This window comes from Falsibacillus pallidus, assembly GCF_003350505.1.
GTDB lineage: Bacteria > Bacillota > Bacilli > Bacillales > DSM-25281 > Falsibacillus > Falsibacillus pallidus.
In genome coordinates, this window is sequence record NZ_QQAY01000002.1 from 254,505 (window position 1) to 278,922 (window position 24,418).

Sequence of the window (24,418 nt, forward strand, 5' to 3'; positions counted from 1 at the left end):
CAGATGAAGGATGACAGTCTTTGTTCTTACCGAGATGCTTTTGCCGGTGTTTTATCTAACTCAAACTGTTTTGTGATCATTTTCATTGCTTGCTCCGAACAGAACTTACTGAAATGTTCTCTTATTATTTCTTTTGCGTCTTGTTTATCTATAGGGTTATGTATGAGGTCATGTTTATTCATCCAATGATGCATAGTTTCATAAACAGCGCTGCTCCAACCACTCTTTTCACCTTCTGCATTTATTTTCCCCACAGTGCCAGATACCAGGATATCCATTGTGCCCTGCAGTTCCAATAATCCTCGGTCAAAGTCCTTTTTAAAGTCCTTATCCTTCATTCCAGAGATTTTTCTTAGTTCTCTCGTATCAATTCCTTCATTTTGCGAAATATGTTCAAAAAGATTCATGGCTTCACGGGATACCAAGCCATTTTCATACCTTTCTTCCAATGAACTTTCACTGCCAAGCAATGCTCGTATGGCTGGGAGAAGCTCAGTTGAGATCAAAAATGATTTCTTTTTCAGGAATTTCCCGTATGCTGCTGCACCCTCAGTGGAAAATCTTGCTCTCCATCCCCACGGATCTTCTTCCGATCCTGTGTACCAATTTTCTTTTTTGGTAATCCCGTCTAATGAAGGATAATCCGGAATGACATGTGCAAGGGGCAAAATCCCTAATTCATCAATCACTGCCTTTGCTTCTTCGTATGTATGTACTCTATATTGTTTCATTTCACCTCTCCTTTCCTTTGTTCCGTATCATTTCGAGATGTGATATGAAAAACCCTTCCAAAAGAAATTTTAAAAAAGATTGACAGGAAAAAAATAACAGAATAACATATCATTATGATATATCAATTTGATATGTGGAGGATTGAAAATGTCTTTGGACTATTTGATTTTAGGTTTTTTAAGTATGAGGCCGGCGACAGGCTATGAAATAAAGACGAATTTCGAACAAAAGGTGGGAATCCTTGTTTGGGGAAATATTTCTTACGGTAACCTTTATCCAAAGTTGAAGAAGCTTGAGGAAAATGGATTGATTTATATTTCTGATGAAAGCGGAGACCGGAATAAAAAGGTATATGATTTAACAGGCAAAGGATGGATTGTCCTTGATAAATGGATGGGAGAGACCCCTGAATATCCTGTTTCAAGGGATGAACTGGTTTTAAAAATGATTTTTTGGGGTGTGAGCAGGCCGAATGATAAGGAAAGCCTGATTCGGCACTTGCGGGCGAGGGAAGTCAAAACGAGGGAACTGCTGCATGTTTGTGATACGTGGCGCGAGGATTATGGTTTTGTAGACGAATATGGCGCACTTGCCTTTGAGTTTGGCCAGGACAGATTGGAATCAGAGCTTGCCTGGCTGGAAAAATGCATTAAGAAGTTAGAGTCCAACCACCTGCCAACAGGTGTGGATCGGTTTAATATGGCACCGGAGCAAAAGGCTAGAAAGGAATTGGCATTAAACCAATTAAAAAATGAATAGGGGATTGTGTGATGAAGGGTCTGCTTTCAATAAAAAGTTATCGGCATTTATTTTTTGGACAGTTTTTCTCAGACTTCGGAGCTTTTTTTGACATCATTGCCATCAATATATTAATCAGCTATATTTGGGGGCTTGGTCCTGCCTATAATGCGGCGTTGCTTGTCGTGTTTTCTCTGCCTGTGGTGTTCATTGGGCCTGTTACGGCTGTCTGGGTGGACCGCCTTCCTAAGAAAGCAGTGATGCTGACATGTGATATCGTACGGGCGGTCATTGCTTTATCCTTGGTTTGGGTTGGGAATATTTATGTGTTATTTGTTCTCGTATTCTTTAAAGTCCTTTTTGGAGCTATGTTTGATCCTGCCAGACAGTCAACGATCAGATACACGGTTCCGGAAAACTATCTGCTTCATGCAAGCACAATGAGCCAGATCATGACGAACTCCGTTAAAATTGTTGCACCTGCTGCAGGAAGTGCTTTACTTCTTTTTATAAATCCTTCAAGTCTGTTTATATTTGAATCTGCAGGATTTTTGCTATCAGCTTTCTTCGTCTTCGGCATCCCTACATTTGAAGAAAAGAAGAGTAAAATTCTGAGGAGCGGGAATTCTTTTTTACATGAATTTAAAGAAGGATTCGGGTATATACGTACCAATTCCATTTTGTTTTTTGCTATCTTTTTCTTGAGTGCGGGAATGTTCATTGTTTTTCTCCAGGAAGCGCTGATCACGCCTTGGGCCAAAACGATGGGATTTGGAAAAGCGGAATTCGGCTATATTGTATCAGCAAGCGGACTCGGGATGGTCATCGGGGCTGTTGCATTGGGGAAATGGCCGTTTTGGAATAAAAATCCGATGAAAATCATGCTGTTTTCAGGTTTTCTTACTGGCTTTTTCGTGTGCTCATTTGGACTTGGTGTCCTTGATTTATTGGTTCTCCCGAAAATAATGTGGATCTCTATTTTCTTTTTGACCGGCATTATATCTTCAGGTGCTTATGTACCTTTTGGCTACATTTTGCAAAAGGAGACTTTGCCAGAAGTGATGGGGAGGGTATCAGGAGCATCCAATTCCATCATCAATTTATCGGTATTTCTCGGTCCAATGGCAGGCGGGGTTCTTGCAGCCACGTTCAGCATGAGTTTTGTGTTCATCGCATCGGGGCTGCTATTGACCATTTATGCGATTGTGGTCCATTTCTACATCCAACGGAATCCTGAACGATTTAGAAGAGAAGTATCTGTTATGGAGAAAGCCACAATTTGATTTTTGAATTTTTCCGTTTGTGGGATGATTTTTTAATTAAAGGAGTTTTTGAGCTGCTTAGAGAATTGGAATGGAAGGGGGGGAAACGTTTATATGAACGAAATTTTGATAGGAAATAAAAAGAGCTGGAATACAGTGTCACACCATTTCAATGGGGTTGACGCGCTGCCAAGCTACGGACCATTTGCACAAACGGAAGATGAATTACATCTTTTCAATGAGATAAAAGACAAAAACGTTCTGGAAATTGGATATGGAAGCGGACATTCACTGCGATATATGGCGGAACAGGGAGCAAGTGAATTATGGGGCGTTGATTTATCGGAAGAGCAGCGTTCGGCAGCTGAATCGACGCTTAATGGTTTGAATGCCAACTTGTTCTGTGCGCCGATGGAAGATGACATTGGTCTTCCTAAAGGACATTTTGATATCGTTTATTCTATTTATGCCATTGGTTGGACGACCGATCTTCCAGGGACGTTCCAGTTGATTCATTCCTATTTAAAAAAGGGCGGCTGCTTTATTTTCAGCTGGGATCATCCGCTTTATCCTCACTTGCTGATGGAAAATGGCCGCATCTATCTGGACAGCTCATACCAGGAAGAAGGGCCATACACCATCGAACGATTCAAGGGAGAAAATGCTCCCATGGTGCTTCATAAACGGAAATTAAGCACCTATATCAATGAATTGATCAAAGCTGGATTTACGATTGAACAGGTGATTGAAAGCGATGTAGGAGAGAGATTTGAAGGGGTCGATGGAGAAGTTTCTGATCGGTACTATTCATTATATAAAGCAAGACAATTTCCCACAACGATGATTATAAAAGCTGTGAAGATGTAAATTTCCAATCAAAAAGGGTTCCCGTGGCGGGAACCCTTTTTCGCTATATATGAAATGACTTCCTGTATAGTTTTTTCTCGTTCTGAAAAAGAAGATAATGGGCAGAAGCAACTTTTTCTTCTACGTAGTCAATTGAAAATTTTCCCGTCGGATCGGTCAAGCTTCCGATGGCCCTTGATAGGTAGTCGATAATTTTTTGCATATGCTCCATATCTTGCTCTTTAGAATCCGCGTTCATTTTTTCCATGATGTCATAGGCAAGGTTTTGAATGTGATGCAGTCTTCGTTGTTCCAATCTGATTCCTCCCCCGCATGATTTGTTTCTACAAGGATTATATGGAGTCGGGGACAGGAATATGAATGAAGACAAGTCAAAAGGAGAAACCTAAAAGGAAGGGATGGAGGTGAAACATATGGCACAGGATGTATTATGTGAAGTGAGCAACTGCAAGTTCAACCGTGATGGAAGAAAGTGTGGAGCTGAACAGATTTATGTTGTCAGCCACCGTGGGGAACAGGCTCATAACAGTGAAGAAACGGATTGCAAAACGTTTGAACCAGGTATGTAATCAGCATTGTTTTGATAAGGCAGTCATAGTCGGTGGCTGTCTTTTCTTAAAGATAGTATTGATAATAATTATCATTCTTATTCAAGATTTTTTCATAATTAAAACCACCTATTAATAGAAGAAAAGCTTTATAATAAAAAGGAATTGATCAGATGAATTTATTTCCAAATGGAGTTTGCTGCCATAATATTTTTACAAGATTAGGAGATATATAGAATGAAAGTAGTGGAGACAGAAAGATTGATTTTAAGGTGGTTAACAGAAGAGGATGCGGGGTTTATGCTGCAGCTTCTGAATGATACGGGATACATACAATTTATTGGAGACCGCGGCGTCAGAACTGAAGAAGAAGCACGGAATTTCCTCCTTAATGGTCCGATTAAAATGTATCAGGAGCATGGAATTGGCTTGTATTTGGTGGAGATGAAAGAAGATGGTGACCTTCTTGGGATTTGCGGTCTGATTAAGCGCGATGGACTTGAAGACATTGATATCGGTTTTGCTTTCCTGGAGCAGTTCCGCGGACAGGGCTATGCATTTGAAGCGGCAGAGGCTGCACTTGCATACGGAAAAGATGTAAAGAAATTGAAGCGAATCGTTGCCATTACGACAAAGGACAATGAAAGTTCCACAAAGCTACTTGAGAAAATCGGGCTCCGGTTCGAATCGTTTGTGACACTTCCGAATGATACAGAAGAGCTGAAATTGTTGTCGATTGAATTTTAGCTGGATTGAGGGGATCAGGATGCTGGAGGTTTTTGGGGTATGTATGAAAGCGCTAGGGAACAGGGAGCGCAGTATTCGGGTTTATTTGCCGAAAGGATATGAAGCTGGCAGGAAAAAGTACCCTGTCGTTTATATGCATGATGGTCAGAACGTTTTTGAAGATGAAGGTGCTTTTGGCGGCGTTTCACTGAACTTGAAAAAATACCTGGATGACAGCGGGACAGAGGTTATTGTGGTGACGATAGACCGTCATCCGGATTTTGATGGAAGGGTAAATGAAACGTGTCCATGGGTGAATGGGGATAATACAATCAAGCTTCTTGGAGAGCCCAGTGAATTAGGCGGCGAAGGGGATGCATACCTTTCCTTCATTGTTGATGAATTGAAGCCGTTGATTGATCAAAAGTACCGGACGGATGCGAATCAATCAGCCATGGCTGGAATTTCACTTGGTGGATTAATCACTGTATATGCAGCATGCAAATACCCGCAAATTTTCAGCAGGATTGCTGCTTTTTCATCCGGATTTTATCGGAATCAGCGAGAGATAGAAGAATTCATTAAAGGATCTGACCTGTCTCCGATTGAGTATGCCTATATGGACTGGGGAACGAAAGAAGGCGGAAATCCCGAGACTTGGCAGGGATTTATCGACTCCAATCAAGCCGTTGCGGAGATTTTGAAGAAAAAGGTTCGGAACTTTACATATGAAGTTGTGCAAGAAGGGGAGCATCATTATTTTTTATTTAAGAATCGGGTACCCGGTGTGATTGCCTCCATTTTTGGTGAAAGCAGGGATGAAAATTGAATATAGTTGTTAATTTGATGGATGTCCTTCAATTGGATGATGTCTATCTTCAGACATTTACGAGAAAAGAAACGAAATCTTGGGGAGCATTTTTTATAAATGAAAATAGCCCTGATTATTATAGCGCCAACCATGCACAGATAATTGAACCTTGTACAGATCCTACAGCAGTCATTGCTGAGGTGAAGGAATTTTATCAGTCAAAACATCTGGTTCCTAGATTTTATATATATCAATTAGAACAACAGCAGAAATTAGTGGCGGAATTAAAAAAAGAAGGCTTCGGATTTGAAGAGTTGCCGGGTGCTGTCCAAATTTGGGATGGAAAGGTCCGGGAAACTGAGCACAGAACAGATATCACAATTGAATTGGTGACAAAAGAGAATGCGGAAGTAGCCGTTGAGATAGAATGTCAAATTGATGAGCTTGGAGGAGAAAGCAGGAGGAATACGTTTTATGAAGAGTTCAATCATCCTGCTTTTGCACATTATTTGCTCAGAGTGAACGGCACCGCATGCAGCACTGCGTGTTTATTTATCGAGGGGAAGCAGGCGAGGATTGAAAGTGTGGCAACAGTGCCTGAATTCCGGGGACAAGGCTTGATTGGAGAATTAATTTATTTTCTTCAAAAAGAAGCAAGGTCAAGGGGAATTGAACAGCTTTGGATCTTGCCGATTACCCCTCGTGTTGAGAAGGTTTATGAGCGGTATGGGTTTCAAACTGTAGGGGAAATCATCACCGGACATGCATTTTTGAGCGGTAAAAGCATAAAGGAGATACAGGGAAGTTAATTAGGGATACAGGAAGGAGCCATTAATGAAGCATTATTTAACTCCAATATCAATTTTAGTGCTGGCACTTTCGATTTACTGTGGCTGCCGGATGTTAGCAAATGAATGGAAACAGGATCATTTTATTAAACAGGATGCCGCCGCATCCATCCGTTCCGTTTTAGACCGTGGTGTACAAAAACCAAAATTGCTCATGACTGCAGATGAAGTAGCCGTCTATCTAGGTATCAATACTGAAGAGGTTCAGCAGTTAGGACCCATAGCAAATTCTTCTGGTGTGACAAGTGAACTGCCATACATCCAAATCGGGAATCAGATTTACTTTTCCAAAATGGCTGTGGATGAATGGATATCCAAACAGGGTACCGTTATTGTCCCATGAAAAAAAGAAAAGCAGTGCCTCCGAGATGGAAGGCACTGCTTCTTTATATTACGAAACCACTGTAAATAAAAAGTTCTCTACAAATTCACAAACCTTTTCCTGTGGCGGTGGGGACTCTTTCAGCTTCTTTTCTGCGAGCAGGATCACATCTTTGAAACGATCCATTTTCTTTGCATTGTTTAAAGAAATTTCTCCAGTGACTAAGTTTACGGCCATGTTCTTCACATCATCATTGTCCGATTGGTAGAGGAGGTAAGCGACACAACAAACGCGATCCATAATACATAACCACCCTTTCAACAAAGTCTCCCTATATTATTTCAATATTCGATTAATTTCTCCTCTTTTTTTCCAAAAAAAATGTCCTCAGCTTTTCTGCTAAGGACATATTGCGATTTATTTTTTCTCTTTTTGATCTTTTTTTGTAATTTCGCTTCGCATATTTGGTTCTTTTGAGAACTCGGCATCCGTATTTTTATTATTTGGGTATTTGTTTTGACGCTCACGATTGTCATTTTTGTTAGTCATCGCTTAGCCCTCCTTTCCTTTTCCTACAAAGTAGTATGTGCTGAATGGAGAAAATTATGAGGAAAAAGTGGAAGGGGGGTGGGCATAATAATATTATGTAAACTCGTGCAGGAATTTTTCACTTTTTACCTGCCGATTTCAGGGCTTTACTTTACGAATATGGGTAAATAGGTATATAATAGGAGTAACAAATGATACTAAAAAGGAACCCTGATTGGCCTCAGGGTCCCACTACAGCATAAACTGCATGAAGTGCAGCGGCTCACCAGAGTCAAATCGAAAAGGAAGTAATCAGCCCCTAACGCTTGTCGGAGAGCCTACAGGGAGCCGGTTACTTCTTTTTTTGCGTAACCGCAATGATTGATACGACGAGAGAGGCAAACAAAATCATGATCTGCAAAGTATCTGAAGTCGAAATCATTAAGCGACCACCCCCTTTCATGTAGGGAGTTGAGCCGCCGCTCATCCTGCTTTATTTAGCTGTAGTATTTCTATTATACACCATTCCTGCCATTATTTCATCAAGTAAAGAACAAGCGTTCGTATATTTCTTAAAAATCCTATTCATTTTTGGAAGAATATTCTATAATTATGTAAGGATGAAGGATATTCAGTTAAATACAGAGAATGTGTAAATGGGGATGATTGGTAATGGGGGAGTGGTCTATTTGAGAAATAAGTCCGTTGTTTTGGCGATTCTTGCATCCGTCTTGCTGTACGGATGCAGTGAAGAAAAAGTGATTTCAACGAAAGCTGCAAAACCAGCTGTTGAAAATACAGAAGAGAAAAAGGATAAACCCGAAGAAAATACAAAAGCGCCTTCCGAAAAAGGGGAGTCGAAAAATGAGCTGGAAGCTGCTGCGAATTTCCAGTACCCTCGCTATGAAGAGCGGGCAATTGATACAACCAGTTCATTTGAGAATATTAAAACCCTTAAACCGGATACTGTCCAGAATCAAAATAAAGCAGCTTATGATATTCAGCTTCAAATGAACCCAGATGGGAAATTTGAAGCAAATGCAAATATTGAAGTAGAAAATTTATCTTCAGAAGATTGGTCTGAGATTCTTTTTTATTTCATTCCAAATGCTTTTACAGAAAAGAATAAACCTGTTTTTATGAATCATGCAAGTGATGTGAAAATTACACAAGTCGAATTGGATGGTAAATCCGTTCCATTCCAATTAGCATTCGATACGTTACTATTACCGTTAGATAGCCCGTTTCTGAAAAATACAAAGAAAGCGGTTACAGTAAAATACTCGTTTACCGTTCCCGAGATGGGAGCTCGTTTTTCCAAGGAAAAGGATAATTATTATTTGGCGCAATGGTATCCGATGCTGGCTACCTATCACGCAGGATGGGTAAAGGGCAACTATACTCCAGTGTCGGAATCATACCACACAGATTTCAGCAGCTTTCAAATATCTTACGACCTTCCGGATGAGTATAACATTTTCAGTTCATCAGATAATGATCCTAAAACATCAAGTAAAAAGGGAACGCTGACTTTGGACAAAAGTAAAGAATTCTTCCTTGGCTTAACCAAAAATATGGTGAGCAAATCGACAACTGTGGATGGAATCGAAATCCGTGTGACAGCTTTTCCTGAAAATAAAGATAAAGTGGATGAAGCTTTAACAGCAGCTAAAAAAGCAATGCACTTTTTTAATCAAATCGGTCCGTACCAGCACAAACAGGTCGATATTATCCTTGATGAAGGTGGAATGGAATACCCTGGAATTGTCACTGCCAGCAGAGGAGATGGATTAGACGGCATCGATTTTGTCGTTGCACATGAGATGGCCCATCAATGGTTTTATGGAACAGTATCGAATAATCCTTTTATCGATGCATATATCGATGAGGGGATGACCAGTTTTGCCACCTATCTATTTATGATGACTCAGACCAAGGAAGCGCCGGAAAGTGTCTTCCAGTCAGCGAAAGATCGAGATGAACAAGTCATAATGGACAAAAAGAGAGAAATCCTATTAGCCCACACGCCTGTCACAGAATTCCTAAACGGAAATTGGACTGTAAATACGTATGATGTTCCATCGTTTAAACTTTGGGAACTGACCGGCGATCTCACCTCAGCACAAGCTTTCTTGAAGAAGTATTATGAAACATATGCATACCAGACCGTTGATTCAAAAGAGTACATCCGATTCTTAAAAGCCTATTTTCAATTAAAGGACAATACCTTTTTTGAAAATTGGATTAAATTAGATTAGAAGAATAGGAGGTCGATCGGTGGATACGGAAGAAAGGAAAGAGGTAAAAAGAGAGCTTACAAAAGGGAAAATCGTTTGGATTGCTGTTGTTGTATTGATTCTATATGCGGCATCTCTTTATTTCTTTATTGGTACAGCATCTCGTCCGTTATGGCTTCTTTTGCTTAGCACGTTTAATTGTGCTGTCTTTTTAAAAGCGTCTTACGAATCGGTTAGAATAAAAAGCATGATTCTGTTTTCGTTAGGCACTTTATTTTTTGCAACGGCAAGTATCATGACGATTTTTCATTTAGGATAATTTTAAAAAATAAAATGAAAGGAGATGATTAAGCTGCAATATTTTATTGGGATACAGCCTCCGCGGGACTATGCGGAAAAAATCGTTCATCTGCAAAAACTTTGGAAAAACAACAGACTTCCAGAAGTTGTGGAGCCTCATGTGACAGTCAAGGCTCAAAGCGGGTTGTCTGCCGACCTTGCCTGGGTGCCATCTATTAAGGAAGTTTGTCAGCAAACGTCTCCTTTCAAGATTACATTGGGGGAGCCTGCTTACTATGCCCAAGACGTCCTGTATTTGAGGGTGGAATCACCCCAATTAACAAATCTTCACTTAAGGCTGGTTGAAGCCATTTCTCCGCCTGAAGAGTTGATTAAGCGCTATTTTGAAAGAGAGAACTACTCGCCTCATTTAACTATTGGGCAGACTTATTGGGGGATGTCATACGAGGAGTTGCAAGAAATGGAGCAAAAAGCAAAGGACGTCTTGGCGCCATTCCCAACTTTCGAAGTTCAACATGTGCAAATTTATGAAGAATATGAAACCAATAAATATCGCAAGTTTTTGGAAATTCCGCTAGCGACTTAACTAGGAGAAATGTATGGAAAAATTAGAATTTGCAAGGGGCTATCAAAAAGATAGGGTCTTGCGTCAATCATTTAACCAATTGGCCGAAATGACATTTGGCATCCAGTTTGAATACTGGTTTGAAAAAGGATATTGGACTTCAAAATACGAACCGTTTTCTTTTCATGTTGATGGAAAGATCGTTGCCAATGTATCCGTCAACCATTTGGAATGGATGGTCAATGGCGAATCATTTAAGACCATTCAAATCGGGACGGTCATGACACACCCGGATTATCGGGGGGAAGGGTTGTCCAGAAAGCTGATGGAAAAAGTACTGGAAGAGTATGATTCCAACGTGGATTGGATGTACTTATTCGCGAATAACAGTGTGTTGGATTTTTACCCGAAGTTTGGATTCAAAGCTGTGACAGAATCTCTATTTCATATTCCATTCAAAGGTATTGATAGTAACAAGGCAGTGAAAAAACTGTCATTGCAGGATGAATCGTTTGTTTATCAATTTGTATCTGAAAGAAATACGGTTTCCTCTCAATTTGGAACGAGGGGTACCGCAGAATTATTTATGTTTTATTATCTAAATGGTTTTGGCAGCGACGTTTATTTTATAGAAGAAGAAAATGTGATGGCCGTTTATCAGATTCATGAAGATGAATTGCATTTGTTTGATCTAGTGAGCAAAGCTCCTGTGTCCTATAAACGGATTTTCAAGATCGTTGCCACACCGGATGTCAATGAAATCATTTTGCATTTTACTCCTGAAGACGTAGATCTTCCTTGGCAGACAAATCATTTCAATGGAAGCGAGCAGCTATTTATCAGAAGCGGCAAGCTGGATAAACTCCCGAAAAGTATCAAACATCATCTGTTTTCGCAGGCCTGAATTTATCCGTAATTTACCAATGCTTGAAATCTTTCCTGTATGCTAAAATTTACAAGTATGTGAATTTTAGAGGGGGATCAACTTGAAACGCCATTTATTTGTATTAATTACTAGTCTTTTAATCTTGTTAACGATTTTAGCCACCACGGCAGAAGCTCATCCCGGTGCACGCGATGAACTTGGCGGACATTTCCGCAATGCCGACTGCTCTTATTTGCTTCATGATCCGACTCCTTTGGCAAAGACCGCCAAAACGATGGATCAGTTGGTTTCGTTGATCAGACAAAATAACAGCAATTCCAAATGTGCAACAGGATTTAATGCCTCAAAAATTGATTTAGAAGGCCACACGTTGTCAGGCAATTCTGCAAGTACACCGCCTGCATCTACTCCAAAGACAAGCACACCAAAAGCTACTGTCACAAAGCCCGCAGTCACCACTGCGCCTGCACTTCAAATGGGGCATACATATAATGCGACACTTGTGAAATGTACTGACGGCGACACCGCCAATTTCAATGTGAACGGCAAAGTCTATAAAACCCGCTTCCTTTTCATCGACACGCCAGAAAGCACGATTGAACACGAGGCCTTTGGAAAAGAAGCAAGCGAATTTACCTGCAGTTATTTGAAACGAGGGAAAATAACCCTTGAAACAGATGGCGGCAGCCTTTATGACAAGTATGGACGCCTGCTTGCATGGGTGTTCGTCAATGGGAAGCTCGAACAGGAATCTGTGACAGAAGCAGGATTGGTAGAGGATTTCTACGATTATGGAACGTATAAATACGAAGATCGAATTCGTGCAGCCATGGATGATGCAAAAGAGAACTACCGCGGCATGTACGCATCCTTAAAGCCAAAAACGGCAGAAGCAAGCACGACTGCAGAAAAATCATCTGATGAAGAGAAGAAAAAGGAAGACCAAAAAGATACATCTACTGTTGTAAAACAGGAGAAGAAAACTGAGAAGAAAACAGAAAAGAAAGCACAAGCACCTTCCGCAACAGTGAAAAAAGAGGCATCCAAGACAGAAAGTGCAAAAGATGAAGAAAGCGGCGGATCAGGTACAATGATCTTCGGCCTATTCATTTTAATCATTGTCATCCTATTCTTCCTGATTCCTGTAATCAAGCGCAGGCCATTGATCGCCCACAAAATGCGTTCTAAGAAATTAATTTGGAACCTTGTGCTGGGATTGATCTATTGCGTATTTTGGTTCATCATTTTAATTATCATTATCATCGAACTCGTACATTCCTTCATTAAGAGGAAGTAGTTTTCGGTATCAAAAAAAGCGAATCCCGTAGATAAGGGATTCGCTTTTTTTGTTAATGATAAAAAAATAGTAATTATCAAAATATTTTCTAAAATCAATTGACAAGTTTTCCTGTGAGTGATAATTTTAAATAAAGTATTGTTCTTTATAAAGAACAAAATGAAATTAAATTTATTGCTAATACATATAAAACCTTTGTCCCTCATAAGATTATTTGAAATTAGCCTTTTAATTGATTTCTTTCAGGAATTCTATGCGATAAACGTTCTGTAACAAGAACGAAATAGATTTTGGAGGCCATTAACATTATGAGTGCAATTGCTGGAATATACCATTTCAATAATGAACCGATACCTGCTGAAGACTGCTGTGGAATGATGAATGCGCTAAAACATTTTCCGGCAAATGATATAAAAGCGATGAGTCGCAGTAATATCTTTCTTGGATGCCACGCCCAATGGATTACTCCAGAATCGATTGGTGAAGTGGTTCCCTACTATGATTATGAAAGACAGCTGGCTATCACATCAGATGCCATCATCGATAACCGAGCAGAACTATTTGAAATGCTGCAAATTGATAAGGATGAAAGAAAATCAATGCCGGACAGCAAATTGATTCTGCTCGCCTATTCTAAATGGGGAGAAGAAACTCCTAAACATCTCATCGGTGATTTTGCATTCATGATTTGGGACGAAAAGAATCAAAAGCTCTTTGGGGCAAGGGATTTTTCAGGAACGAGAACGCTTTATTACTATAAGGACTATCAGAGAATGGCGTTTTGCACCACAATCAAGCCGCTGCTGACATTGCCGTATGTAGAGAAAGAGTTGAATGAACAATGGATTGCGGAGTTTTTGGCGATACCTGTGAGAGCAGATTCGGTAGATACGTCTTCAACTGTTTATAAACGTGTAAATCAAATTCCTCCTTCACATAGTGTCACAGTCGAGAATGGAAAAATTTCGTTTAATAGATATTGCAAGTTAAATTGTGAATCGAAAATAAAGTTAAAGTCAAACGGAGAATATGAAGAAGCGTTCCGAGAAGTGTTCCAAAGAGCTGTAGACGCTAGATTAAGAACGCACCGCAGTGTAGGGGCACACTTAAGCGGAGGATTGGATTCAGGATCCGTAGTCAGTTTTGCTGCAAAGTCATTGGCAAAAGAAAATAAAAAACTACATACATTCAGTTATGTACCAGTGGATGATTTTGTGGATTGGACACCCCGATATCGAGTGGCTGATGAGAGGCCATTAATTAAGTCAACTGTAAATTATGTTGGAAATATAGAAGATAATTATTTAAATTTTGCAGATCAAAATTCATTTACAGAAATTGATGATTGGCTAGAATTACTGGAAATGCCCTATAAGAGTTTTGAGAACTCATTTTGGATTAAAGGAATCTATGAAAAAGTTCGAAATCAAGATATAGGTGTATTGTTAAATGGACAAAGAGGAAATTGGACTATTTCTTGGGGGCCGGTCCTTGACTATAATGCCATTCTCTTAAAAAGGATGCATTTGCTGAAACTATATAAAGAAGTTAGATTATACGCTGCTAATGTGGGTGTAACGAAATCAAGAGTATTATCTTTTGTCGGTAAGAAGGCCTATCCACAAGTCGCACAGCATTTTTCAAAAGTGGCCGAATATGAAAACTCCATGATGATTAATCCTGATTTTGCATCAAGATCAAATGTTATTGAAAAAATTGAAAACGAAGGAATCAAAGTTTCCGGGAACTTAAGTAGTGCTTATGAAGTGAGGAATCATCAATTTGAGAAATCATTCTTTTGGAATTTAAACGGTGTAATTGGATCCAAAATGTCCCTAAGATATTCGGTCTGGGAACGTGATCCCACAAATGATTTGGATGTCATTCGATTTTGTTTATCCGTTCCAGAACATCAATATGTTCAAAATGGACTAGATCGTTCTCTCATAAGAAGAGCAACAAAAAATTACCTGCCTGATAATATTCGATTAAATCAGCGTACCCGTGGGATTCAAGGAACGGATGGCATCCATCGGATGAAGCCTTTCTGGGCTGAATTCATTCATGAAATTGAAAAGTTGATGCTAGATGAAGAGATGAAAGAGTACCTAAATATATCAGTACTCTCAGAAGCATTAGCTAAATTGCGTCATGAACCTAAAGAAAATCAAGTATTCGATTCAGAATTCAGGATATTAATGAGAAGTTTAATTTTCTACCGTTTTATGAAAAAGAATATTTGAAAGGAGGTGAAAGAATGAAAAAAGTTTGGGAAGAACCAAAATTAGAAGTATTAGATGTAAAGATGACTATGGCTGGACCTGGAAAAGCAACTCCTGATGCTGTTCAAGATGATGTTGATGAAACGGTTCATTACAGCTGATTTCCTGAAAATTGCAATCTTAAACGCCCTTATACAGAAATGAGTATGAGGGTTTTTTTAAAATTAAATGGAGTGAAAACATTGATAAATACTGAAACGAGAGTCATTTATAAAGCATTTGGGCTAACCATTAGAAGTGAAATACCTTTGCCTGAATTACTGACAGCTGAAGTTAAGGATACCTCTGTAGATGTGGAGATAAAGCTTCAGGATCTTCAATCCCAATGGAATGACCTATTATCTAATCCTCCACAAAAAGTTGTCGTTAAAAAAAACTTTGTAATGTTCTGCATTACTGATACTGCAATCTTCTCAGTACAGGACGGTAACTTAATAGCCGTCTCTCCAATAGCAGGAGCTGATGAAAACAAAATAAGGTTATATATTTTGGGCACATGCATGGGAGCAATATTAATGCAGAGAAAAACAATGCCGCTGCATGGTAGTGCCATTGAGATCAATGGCAAGGCATATGCTTTTGTAGGGGAATCGGGTGCAGGAAAATCCACGCTTGCAGCGGCTTTTTTGGAAAAGGGATACAGACTGATCAGTGATGATGTCATTGCAGTGGCTTTTTCGAGAAATCAGACGCCAGTCGTGATGCCATCCTATCCACAGCAAAAATTATGGGAAGAAAGTTTAAAAGGTTTTGGTATGGATGAGAAATTCTATCTTCCATTATTTGAAAGGGAAACAAAATATGCAATTCCCGTTCAAGATAAGTTTCTCAATTCTGTACTGCCGCTTGGTGGTGTTTTTGAGCTTATAAAAGGTGAAGGAGACGCAATAACTCTTAATCGAATTCAAAGTCTTTCAAAATTAACGGTATTTTTCCAGCATACTTTTAGAAGTTCCTTTCTATCTCCCTTAGGTTTAATGGACTGGCATTTTCATGCTTCAACCAAAATCATTAATCAAATAGAGATGTATCAATTACAAAGGCCATTGGAAGGTTTTACAGCAAATATGCTTGTCGAGAAAGTAATAAGACAAATTGGAACTGGTCAGGAGGATAAAAAGTGATTGAGATTAAGGAGATATCTTTGAGCGAGATCGTCGTGAAAAACAGCGGTTATATCGAAAGTGATATGGATGGAGAAAAAGTAATGTTGAGTATTGAGAATGGGAAATATTACAACTTAGGGAAAGTGGGAGGTGAAATATGGGACCTAATTCACACACCTATTAAAATAGAAACCATCTTATCAAAGCTGCATTCAACTTATGAAATTGATGAAAATACTTGTAAGGAACATGTTATTTCTTTTATTGAAACTTTAATGAAAGAAGGATTAATCAAAAGAGTATAAATTTATATTTTGTATAAATAGTATCCTGCTATTAATTGAAAGGAATCTAGATGATTGTGAATAAATTAAGGGGAATCCTACAGTTGGATCGTACTAGAAGGGCTTTACTATTTGAGGCATACTTTTCTTTGGCCTGGGCCAGGATCCTTAAAAGCATCCCATTTTCCCAAACTTCAAAGTTCTTGGGTGACAAAATGATGGAAACACCTTATGCGCTTAATGCAAATCAAACGGAACTGTTAACGAATATTATGGAAGCGATTCAGATTATGAGCAGGCATACTTTTTGGGAGAGCAAATGTCTCGTACAGGCAATTGCTGGTATGAAAATGCTGGAAAGAAGAAAAATTGACAGTACTTTATATCTTGGCACCGCAAAGGATTTGAATGGAGATTTCATTGCACATGCATGGCTGCGAAGCGGTAATTTGTTCATTACTGGTGCTGAAAGGATGAAAGAATTCACGGTAGTAGGAAAATTCGCAAATAAGTGCAAGTAAGGGGATTGTTTAGGAGGTGAAGAAAAATGATACATAACTTTAAACCGGATTATTCTCGGTTGCCGAGGGAATTAAATTTATTATTAGACATTCTTAAAATGAAGGATGATCAAAAAATCAATCAAGAATCGTTATTAAATATCCATTGGGATTCCTTTTTGAAATTGGCAAGGCATCATAGAATCTATCCAGTAATTTATCCTAAAATAAAAAATGTGGGACAAGAGAATATCCCTGAATTTGTTATACAGACTTTAAAGAATGATTACAAAAAAAATATATTTCAAATGATGTATTTAAGCGCAGAAATGGAATCGATTAATGAGTTGTTCAATCAAAGTGATGTTCGATTACTCTTTTTAAAAGGTCCAACTTTAGCAGTTGACTTGTATGGAGACATTTCTCTTCGCACCTCAAGTGACTTAGATGTACTCGTTCCCATTCATGACTTAGAAAAGGTGGATAAGCTGCTTTTAGAAAAAGGGTATGAAAAGGATGATTATATTCTTTCCGTTTTAAACGATTGGAAATGGAGGCATCATCATCTTACATACTTTGATCAATCAAAAGGGATTAAACTTGAAATTCATTGGAGATTAAATCCTGGCCCTGGAATTGAACCACGATTTGAAGATCTTTGGGCGCGTAAAAGAATTTGTGAAAAATTTGATTCTCCTTTATTTGTTTTGGGGAGAGAAGATTTATTTTTATTTTTGGTTTCCCATGGTGCAAGGCACGGTTGGTCAAGACTCCGATGGCTAATGGATATTCATCAGATACTCCTGAAAGAGCTGGACTGGAAAATGTTAAAAAACCTTTTAGAAAAATATCATTGCACACATCTTGCAGGCCAGGCTTTAACTTTGGCATCATCACTATTGAATACACCAATTAATACGAAATTGCAGCATATAATTAGGGGAAATCGTCCAGCTAAATTAGCCCAAATTACTATGTTTTACTTAGAAAGGCTGGTGAATCTGCATACAGAGCCACTCCCAACAGATATAGCCAATTACCATAGCCGCTATCTATATTCTATTAAATCCATTACACAGAAAATATTCTACTTCTTAAATTTTCTATATCCGTATCATTCAGATAGTATGATTATGCCTTTGCCAAAAGGTCTTCATTTTCTTTACTTTCCATTGCGGCCATTTCTATGGATTTGGAGAAAATCAAAAAGACAGGCACTTTCTTAGGAGGGAGAACTATCATTGAAGCCACTATTTCAATTCGCAAAGAAGCTGCATCATTTTTCAGGTAAGATAGTTTATTATAATCTCCTAGGGATGGTTTTCATTAGTTTATTAGAAGGGATAGGCATCATTCTCCTTATTCCCATGATTCATGCAGCCGGGATTCTTCAATTGAATGGCAGTGGATCTTTTTATATGGCAAAATTCAATGAACTCATTCATCCGATTCCAGTTCAATTTCGACTGCCGATTTTTTTGGGAATCTATATCATCCTCGTTTTTCTTCAAAGTTCAGTTCAAAGAAAACTGACTATTAGAAGCGTAAAAATCCAACAAGAATTCAGTTCTAAATTAAGACGGGATTTATATAAAGATATACTCGATGTAAATTGGGGATTCTTGCTTTCAAAAAGAAAATCAGAACTAGTGAATTCCCTCACATCTGACATCGCCAGAGTGACAAGCGGTATTAATTTATTGCTTCAATTTTGTTCTGCCGTCATTTTCACTACAATACAGGTTGGAATTGCATTTATGTTATCTGCAAAACTCACATTGTTAATAGTCATCTTTGGCATGTTAATTGTCTTTTTATCTAAGAGATTTTTAAAAAAATCCAGGTCAATTGGAAAACAAACCTCTGAAATTTCTTTGAACTATTTATCTGGAATCACAGATCAGATCAATGGAATAAAAGAAATTAAAAGCAACCATCTAGAGAAAACACAGTTAAAGTGGATGAAGTTATTGACACAACAAATGATGGACGAACAAATTGAATACATTACATTAAAAACATCTTCTCAATCTTTCTATAAACTTTCATCAGCCATTTTAGTATCCTTTTTTCTTTTAATATCCCTTACTCTATTCCAATCTTCATCCCAGGAACTAATGCTGATATTAGTCATATTTTCAAGGCTATGGCCAAGGTTTACAATCATTCAAGCCAACTTGGAGCAAATCTTCACAGCAATGCCTGCTTTTTCGACTGTTCAGAAATTGCAGGAGGACTGTCTTGCTGCCAAGGAAACAATTGGTGTAAATGAAGGGGAATTAAAAAACTTAAAAATTGTTCAGGGATTCGAATTAAAAAACATTTATTTTAGGTATAATACGCAAATTCCATCTTATACATTAGAAGATATTACTATTAAAATACCCGTCAACACCATGACTGCAATAATAGGGCACTCAGGGGCAGGCAAAAGTACATTGATAGATATTCTAATGGGGCTGAATAAAGCAGAAAAAGGAGAGGTATTGATTGATCAAATGCCTTTAACGAGTCAAAATATCCTTTCACTGAGAAAATCACTTAGCTATGTACCACAGGATCCTTTTTTATTTAATGGGACGATTAGAGAAAACTTGTTATTGGTTTCTCCTTCTGCATCCGAAGAGGAAATCTGGCAATCCTTGCATTTTGCTGCAGCAGATGAATTTGTGGAAGATCTCCCGAGAGGGCTTGATACAGTTATAGGGGATAGAGGGATGAAATTGTCGGGAGGAGAGCGTCAGCGAATTGTCCTGGCAAGAGCGTTATTGCGAAAACCATCCATCCTGGTTTTGGATGAAGCAACAAGTGCCTTAGATTCAGAAAATGAATCAAAAATACAAGAAGCAATTGATCAATTAAAAGGTTCAATGACAATCATAGTTATTGCCCACCGGCTTTCAACAATTAAAAATGCGGATCAAGTAATCGTTTTGGATCATGGCAAGGCGGTTCAACAAGAAATATACGCGAAATTTTCAACTGTGTAAAAGGAAGAATTTATTCCATAGATAAACTAACAACTTCACTAAATATTCAAAAAGTAGTTGACTCGTTCTTTATAAAGAACTAAAATGGTAATATAATAGCAAGATAGTAACTAAAATCCATTGGTGTATTTTTTTTGTTCAAGTTGTTCTTTATTTAGAACGAAAAGTTCTTGAGGAAAAACAAAGAGGTAAGGTGGTCGTACTAATATGGCGAAAGAAATCAATTTAAAAGATTTATATAGGGTTATTAAGAAAAGAGTTTGGGTCATTGGAATAATCACATTTATTTCGCTAATCCTTGGATGGATCCAGCTTTCCTATTATACGACTCCCCTTTATCAAACTTCGGCAAAAATCATCGTCGGAGCAGATGAGGATCATATGAAAACCTTGAGAGTAATCATAAAAGATTCCAGAGTCCTTCAAGAAGTAGCGAAGAAATTAAACCTTCCTATTTCACCTGAAGCCCTGGCAGGAAAGATAAATGTAGTCAGTATCGACAGCTCCCAAGTGATGAGCATCAGTGTTATTGATACTGACCCTAAGCGTGCGGCAGACATTGCCAATACAACTGCTGAGGTATTTAAGGACGAAATCCCTACGATTATTAATTTTAATGATGTCATTCCGCTCTCACCTGCAAAAGTTAATGCTTGGCCTATAAATGAAAAGAGTACTCTCTCATATGTGAAATATCTTATTATCGGGTTAATTTTGGGCATTGGAGTGGTTTTCTTACTGGATTCCCTTGATGAGAAGATGTATAAAGAAAGCGATATTGAAGAATATCTGGGGCTGCCTATACTTGGGAACGTTTCGAAAATGAACAAGCGAAACAGCAAAAGAAAGAATCATATAAAGTTAAATTTAGTCATGAGGGGAGGAGAGTTCTTTGATCATAAATAAGAAAAAATTAAAAAATGAAAATACAAAAAGTAAATTAATCACCTACTTACATCCTGATTCCATTATATCTGAACAATATCGTACGATTTTGACAAATATAAAGTTTGCAATGCCTGAAAAACAAAGCTGTGCTTTTGTTATCACTTCCCCAGGAAAAGGGGAAGGGAAATCGACCTCTGCTGCGAATCTTGCCGTATCGATGGCTCAACAAAAGAAGAAGGTTCTTTTAATAGATGGGAATTTAAGAGATCCCATGTTACATACAATCTTAAATATCCCCAACACAACGGGCTTAACGGATGTTTTGACAGGTAGAGTGACATTAGAAGAAGCAAGGTTCAGAACAGAGATTGGGAGGCTTGAAGTACTGACAAGTGGAACGATTCCTTATAATCCAGTTGAACTATTAGGCTCGCAGCTGCTTAAGGATTTATTACATAGGGCTCTGCAATTATATGATATTGTACTAATCGATTCTCCGTCTGTTTCAGAAGTAACCGATACAAAGCTGCTGGCCAATCAAAGTAATGGGGTCATTGTGGTCATCAATCGAAGTAAAACGAAGATTAAAAAAGCAATTGAAATGAAAAAAGAATTAGAATTTGCAAAAGCAAAATTTATTGGAGTAATATTGCATGATTGAATATCAAAACTGCAATTATTTTTTTAATCAATTCGTTCTCTAAAAAGAACAAAAAGCGCTATTTTAAAATGGTGATGCCATCCCTACCGTTATCAATGGAGGCACTCGATCATGCTGTGGGTTGAAAGACCTTAGACGCTTGTCGTCAGGAGTGTGGTGTGAGGGGGGGTTGAATGCCCCAATTTTAATAAAGTTCTTAATTATGTATTTTGTTAAAAAATGTATAATTAAGAACTTTATTTTTTATCAAAGGAATGCAATCAGACATCATTTATCCTATAAAACAATAATAAGGAGGGAACCAATGAAATATTGGCAGCGATTATCCATTTTTATTTGTATTGACTCATTCATAATCTTATTTTCTATTTTATTCGCCCAATTGTTAGTAAATGGGGGAGTTCATGTATCGAATAGTACATTCATGGTGACATCATCCGCCATAATTCTTAGCTACTCATTTTTATTCTACTATTTCAAACTTTATAAGAAGGCGTGGGAGTACGCCAGTCTTGGCGAACTCATGATTATTTTCAAAACAGTGACAATAACCACTCTCGTGTCCGCACTCCTTTCTATAACAATGTTTGGTGGTAAAAACATTCGTGTGATTATCACTGCTGGAATTCTTCAATTTCTAATCATAAGCGGTTCTCGCTTTTGTATAAGACTGTATAGAGATTTAGTGATTCTTAATCAAAATCCGCAGAAAAGAACCCTGGTAATCGGAGCTGGATCTGCAGGTACGATGGTGGCCAGGCAGCTTCTGCATAATAAGGATTCTGAACTCCTTCCGATTGGATTTATTGATGATAATATCAAAAAACAAAATCTGCAAATATTAGGCATTCCCGTCATTGGCGGCGTGATGGATATAGAAAAAATCGTTGAAACTTTTCAAATTGAACATATAGTCATAGCCATTCCATCGCTTTCTAGAAGAGAACTGAATACTATTTTTCAGGAATGTTTAAAAACGAAGGTTAAAACGCAAATATTGCCAATGATTGAAGACCTTGTCTCTGGAAAAGTATCTGTCAATCAATTCAGAGATGTACAAGTGGAAGATCTCCTAGGGAGAATGCCTGTAGAATTAGACACCGCAAGTATTGCAGATTCTATAACAAATAAAGTGGTATTGGTTACCGGTGCAGGCGGTTCAATAGGATCTGAAATTTGCAGGCAAGCGGCCAAATTTAAACCTGCAAAATTAATTCTTTTAGGCCATGGAGAGAATAGCATTTACTCCATTGAAATGGAGCTGAAAGAAACGTATAAGAATGAACCGATTGAAATTATTCCGGAAATTGCAGACCTTCAAGACTCAAAGAAAATGATGAGTGTAATGGAAGAATACCATCCACATGTTGTCTATCATGCTGCTGCACATAAACATGTACCTCTAATGGAAAGAAATCCAGAGGAGGCTGTCAAAAATAATCTAATTGGAACCATTAATGCTGCGAATGCTGCAAGTTGGCATAATGTTGATACATTTGTCATGATTTCATCGGATAAAGCTGTTAATCCAACCAGTGTAATGGGAGCTACAAAGCGACTATCGGAAATGGTTATACAACAAATGAACAAAGAGAGTGAAACTAAATTCGTCGTTGTTCGTTTCGGGAATGTCCTCGGAAGCAGAGGAAGTGTAATTCCGCTGTTCAAAAAACAAATTGCAAATGGGGGGCCGGTTACCGTTACGCATCCTGAAATGATCCGTTATTTTATGACAATTCCTGAAGCTTCAAGGCTAGTGATTCAAGCAGGGGCACTGGCAAATGGCGGAGAGATTTTTGTATTAGATATGGGTGAGCCGGTTAAAATTGTTGATCTTGCTGAAAATCTAATAAAATTATCTGGACATACAGTTGAAGATATTGGGATCGAATTCACGGGAATCAGGCCAGGGGAAAAATTATATGAAGAATTATTAAAAGACGAAGAAGTCCTTGATAGACAAATCTATCCCAAAATCTTTATTGGTAGATCAACAAACCTGTATTTACAAGAGATAGAGGAACTAATAGCTGAATATTCCTCTTTAGAGAAAGAAGAATTACGTGAAAGACTGCTGAACTTAGCCAATCACCGTTTGAGGGTAAAGAGAAAATCCATAGTAGCGTCATTATCAAGTTAAAGAGGTGGATAAGATGAAAGTAAGAAAAGCCATTATTCCAGCAGCCGGTCTTGGGACAAGATTTTTGCCAGCGACAAAAGCGATGCCAAAGGAAATGCTTCCCATCGTGGATAAGCCAACGATTCAATACATTGTAGAAGAAGCCATTGAATCGGGTATCGAAGACATCATTATTGTTACAGGAAAAGGAAAAAGAGCGATTGAAGATCACTTTGACCATTCCTTTGAATTGGAACAAAATCTCTTAGATAAAGGCAAGCTGGAATTGCTGAGCGAAGTGCAAAAAACATCTAAAATGGTGGATATTCATTATATTCGCCAGAAAGAACCTAAGGGATTGGGTCATGCAGTATGGTGTGCAAGAAAATTCATTGGCAACGAACCTTTTGCAGTACTCCTTGGGGATGATATAGTCCAGGCAGAGAAGCCTTGTTTAAAACAGATGATTGATCAATTCAATCGGTATAAATCTTCTATCTTAGGTGTGCAGACTGTTCCGGAAGATGAAGTATCAAGATACGGGATTGTAGGAGGCAGTCAAATCGGTGACCGATTCTACGGGATTGATCAATTGGTGGAAAAGCCTAAAAGAGAAGAAGCGCCATCCAATTTAGCCATAATGGGCCGTTATATTTTGAGTCCGAAAATTTTCGAAATCCTCTCCCGTCAAAAGCCTGGAGCTGGTGGCGAAATACAATTGACAGATGCCATTTCAGAATTAAATAAGTATGAAGCGGTGTATGCCTATGATTTTGAGGGGACACGTTATGATGTTGGAGAAAAGCTGGGTTTCATTAAAACGACATTGGAATTTGCCTTGAAAAGAGATGATTTAAATAAACACCTGCTGGATTACTTTAAGGAAGTATTGGATCAGCAATTGATAAAATGATAGGAAGA

The 24,418-nt window shown here is 38.3% G+C and carries 29 protein-coding genes; 24 read left to right on the forward strand and 5 right to left on the reverse strand.

Going from position 1 to position 24,418, the window contains the following annotated elements; all coding sequences use genetic code 11:
• Positions 1-26: 26 nt before the first annotated feature.
• On the reverse strand, positions 27-731 hold the full coding sequence (locus DFR59_RS04960) for an AlkZ-related protein (RefSeq protein ID WP_114744504.1): 705 nt from the start codon (positions 729-731) through the stop codon (positions 27-29).
• 148 nt (positions 732-879) lie between these two features.
• On the opposite strand from DFR59_RS04960, the gene DFR59_RS04965 reads away from it, so the two are divergent.
• The 3 genes from DFR59_RS04965 to DFR59_RS04975 all read left to right on the forward strand — a co-directional run bounded on the left by DFR59_RS04965 (position 880) and on the right by DFR59_RS04975 (position 3,599).
• Positions 880-1,491, forward strand: coding sequence for a PadR family transcriptional regulator (locus DFR59_RS04965; protein WP_114744505.1), 612 nt, complete (start codon positions 880-882; stop codon positions 1,489-1,491).
• Between the two features lie 11 nt (positions 1,492-1,502).
• Positions 1,503-2,753: an MFS transporter gene (locus DFR59_RS04970; RefSeq protein WP_114744506.1), complete on the forward strand. Its 1,251-nt coding sequence runs from the start codon at positions 1,503-1,505 to the stop codon at positions 2,751-2,753.
• A 93-nt stretch (positions 2,754-2,846) separates the two neighbouring features.
• Positions 2,847-3,599, forward strand: a complete 753-nt coding sequence (locus DFR59_RS04975; RefSeq protein ID WP_114744507.1) for a class I SAM-dependent methyltransferase — start codon at positions 2,847-2,849, stop codon at positions 3,597-3,599.
• 43 nt (positions 3,600-3,642) lie between these two features.
• Here DFR59_RS04975 and DFR59_RS04980 read toward each other — a convergent pair whose 3' ends face one another.
• The gene (locus DFR59_RS04980; RefSeq protein WP_425454696.1) at positions 3,643-3,846 is read right to left on the reverse strand and encodes an AIR carboxylase family protein; all 204 of its coding nucleotides are present in this window, start codon (positions 3,844-3,846) and stop codon (positions 3,643-3,645) included.
• A 166-nt stretch (positions 3,847-4,012) separates the two neighbouring features.
• Here DFR59_RS04980 and DFR59_RS04985 point away from each other — a divergent pair, with 166 nt between their 5' ends.
• From DFR59_RS04985 to DFR59_RS05005, 5 genes are all read left to right on the forward strand, one after another.
• Positions 4,013-4,168, forward strand: coding sequence for a DUF1540 domain-containing protein (locus DFR59_RS04985; protein ID WP_114744509.1), 156 nt, complete (start codon positions 4,013-4,015; stop codon positions 4,166-4,168).
• Between the two features lie 216 nt (positions 4,169-4,384).
• Entirely contained in the window at positions 4,385-4,894 is a 510-nt protein-coding gene (locus tag DFR59_RS04990; RefSeq protein WP_114744510.1) for a GNAT family N-acetyltransferase, read from the forward strand.
• Positions 4,895-4,913: 19 nt separating this feature from the next.
• Complete coding sequence (locus tag DFR59_RS04995; protein ID WP_114744511.1) at positions 4,914-5,702, forward strand: alpha/beta hydrolase; 789 nt, start codon at positions 4,914-4,916, stop codon at positions 5,700-5,702.
• Positions 5,699-6,493 (forward strand): GNAT family N-acetyltransferase, encoded by a 795-nt coding sequence (locus DFR59_RS05000; RefSeq protein ID WP_245948377.1) that lies wholly within the window; start codon positions 5,699-5,701, stop codon positions 6,491-6,493. Before DFR59_RS04995 ends, DFR59_RS05000 begins: the two co-directional genes overlap by 4 nt.
• A 25-nt stretch (positions 6,494-6,518) precedes the next feature.
• Positions 6,519-6,875 (forward strand): helix-turn-helix domain-containing protein, encoded by a 357-nt coding sequence (locus tag DFR59_RS05005; protein ID WP_114744512.1) that lies wholly within the window; start codon positions 6,519-6,521, stop codon positions 6,873-6,875.
• A gap of 48 nt (positions 6,876-6,923) precedes the next feature.
• On the opposite strand, the gene DFR59_RS05010 is transcribed toward DFR59_RS05005, so the two are convergent.
• From DFR59_RS05010 to DFR59_RS20380, 3 genes are all read right to left on the reverse strand, one after another.
• Complete coding sequence (locus tag DFR59_RS05010) at positions 6,924-7,154, reverse strand: hypothetical protein (protein WP_114744513.1); 231 nt, start codon at positions 7,152-7,154, stop codon at positions 6,924-6,926.
• Between the two features lie 117 nt (positions 7,155-7,271).
• The gene (locus tag DFR59_RS20495; RefSeq protein ID WP_281269336.1) at positions 7,272-7,403 is read right to left on the reverse strand and encodes a hypothetical protein; all 132 of its coding nucleotides are present in this window, start codon (positions 7,401-7,403) and stop codon (positions 7,272-7,274) included.
• Positions 7,404-7,734: 331 nt separating this feature from the next.
• Positions 7,735-7,824 carry a putative holin-like toxin gene (locus DFR59_RS20380; RefSeq protein ID WP_245948378.1) on the reverse strand — a complete coding sequence of 30 codons (90 nt, stop codon included), beginning with the start codon at positions 7,822-7,824 and terminating at the stop codon, positions 7,735-7,737.
• A gap of 247 nt (positions 7,825-8,071) precedes the next feature.
• Between DFR59_RS20380 and DFR59_RS05015 the strand changes: the two genes are divergently transcribed.
• The 16 genes from DFR59_RS05015 to galU all read left to right on the forward strand — a co-directional run bounded on the left by DFR59_RS05015 (position 8,072) and on the right by galU (position 24,410).
• Positions 8,072-9,640: a M1 family metallopeptidase gene (locus DFR59_RS05015; protein ID WP_158538321.1), complete on the forward strand. Its 1,569-nt coding sequence runs from the start codon at positions 8,072-8,074 to the stop codon at positions 9,638-9,640.
• A gap of 19 nt (positions 9,641-9,659) precedes the next feature.
• Positions 9,660-9,938 carry a hypothetical protein gene (locus tag DFR59_RS05020; protein ID WP_114744515.1) on the forward strand — a complete coding sequence of 93 codons (279 nt, stop codon included), beginning with the start codon at positions 9,660-9,662 and terminating at the stop codon, positions 9,936-9,938.
• Positions 9,939-9,962: 24 nt separating this feature from the next.
• Entirely contained in the window at positions 9,963-10,505 is a 543-nt protein-coding gene (locus tag DFR59_RS05025; RefSeq protein ID WP_245948379.1) for a 2'-5' RNA ligase family protein, read from the forward strand.
• Between the two features lie 13 nt (positions 10,506-10,518).
• A complete protein-coding gene (locus DFR59_RS05030; protein ID WP_114744516.1) occupies positions 10,519-11,388 on the forward strand; it encodes a GNAT family N-acetyltransferase in 870 nt (289 codons plus the stop codon).
• Positions 11,389-11,470: 82 nt separating this feature from the next.
• On the forward strand, positions 11,471-12,667 hold the full coding sequence (locus tag DFR59_RS20565) for a thermonuclease family protein (protein WP_425454693.1): 1,197 nt from the start codon (positions 11,471-11,473) through the stop codon (positions 12,665-12,667).
• A gap of 308 nt (positions 12,668-12,975) precedes the next feature.
• On the forward strand, positions 12,976-14,910 hold the full coding sequence (locus DFR59_RS05040; RefSeq protein WP_114744517.1) for an asparagine synthase-related protein: 1,935 nt from the start codon (positions 12,976-12,978) through the stop codon (positions 14,908-14,910).
• 14 nt (positions 14,911-14,924) lie between these two features.
• Positions 14,925-15,050 carry a paeninodin family lasso peptide gene (locus tag DFR59_RS05045; protein ID WP_114744518.1) on the forward strand — a complete coding sequence of 42 codons (126 nt, stop codon included), beginning with the start codon at positions 14,925-14,927 and terminating at the stop codon, positions 15,048-15,050.
• 81 nt (positions 15,051-15,131) lie between these two features.
• A complete protein-coding gene (locus DFR59_RS05050; RefSeq protein ID WP_114744519.1) occupies positions 15,132-16,073 on the forward strand; it encodes a phosphoenolpyruvate carboxykinase (ATP) in 942 nt (313 codons plus the stop codon).
• Complete coding sequence (locus DFR59_RS05055) at positions 16,070-16,360, forward strand: lasso peptide biosynthesis PqqD family chaperone (RefSeq protein WP_114744520.1); 291 nt, start codon at positions 16,070-16,072, stop codon at positions 16,358-16,360. Before DFR59_RS05050 ends, DFR59_RS05055 begins: the two co-directional genes overlap by 4 nt.
• A 50-nt stretch (positions 16,361-16,410) precedes the next feature.
• Entirely contained in the window at positions 16,411-16,860 is a 450-nt protein-coding gene (locus DFR59_RS05060; protein WP_114744521.1) for a lasso peptide biosynthesis B2 protein, read from the forward strand.
• A 26-nt stretch (positions 16,861-16,886) separates the two neighbouring features.
• Complete coding sequence (locus DFR59_RS05065) at positions 16,887-18,065, forward strand: nucleotidyltransferase domain-containing protein (protein ID WP_114744522.1); 1,179 nt, start codon at positions 16,887-16,889, stop codon at positions 18,063-18,065.
• A gap of 15 nt (positions 18,066-18,080) precedes the next feature.
• Entirely contained in the window at positions 18,081-19,829 is a 1,749-nt protein-coding gene (locus DFR59_RS05070) for an ABC transporter ATP-binding protein (protein WP_245948381.1), read from the forward strand.
• 207 nt (positions 19,830-20,036) lie between these two features.
• Positions 20,037-20,735 (forward strand): YveK family protein, encoded by a 699-nt coding sequence (locus DFR59_RS05075; RefSeq protein ID WP_114744523.1) that lies wholly within the window; start codon positions 20,037-20,039, stop codon positions 20,733-20,735.
• Positions 20,722-21,378, forward strand: a complete 657-nt coding sequence (locus tag DFR59_RS05080; protein WP_114744524.1) for a CpsD/CapB family tyrosine-protein kinase — start codon at positions 20,722-20,724, stop codon at positions 21,376-21,378. Before DFR59_RS05075 ends, DFR59_RS05080 begins: the two co-directional genes overlap by 14 nt.
• 304 nt (positions 21,379-21,682) lie before the next feature.
• Complete coding sequence (locus tag DFR59_RS05085) at positions 21,683-23,518, forward strand: polysaccharide biosynthesis protein (RefSeq protein WP_114744525.1); 1,836 nt, start codon at positions 21,683-21,685, stop codon at positions 23,516-23,518.
• 13 nt (positions 23,519-23,531) lie between these two features.
• Positions 23,532-24,410, forward strand: a complete 879-nt coding sequence (galU, locus tag DFR59_RS05090) for a UTP--glucose-1-phosphate uridylyltransferase GalU (protein WP_114744526.1) — start codon at positions 23,532-23,534, stop codon at positions 24,408-24,410.
• Positions 24,411-24,418 lie beyond the last annotated feature (8 nt).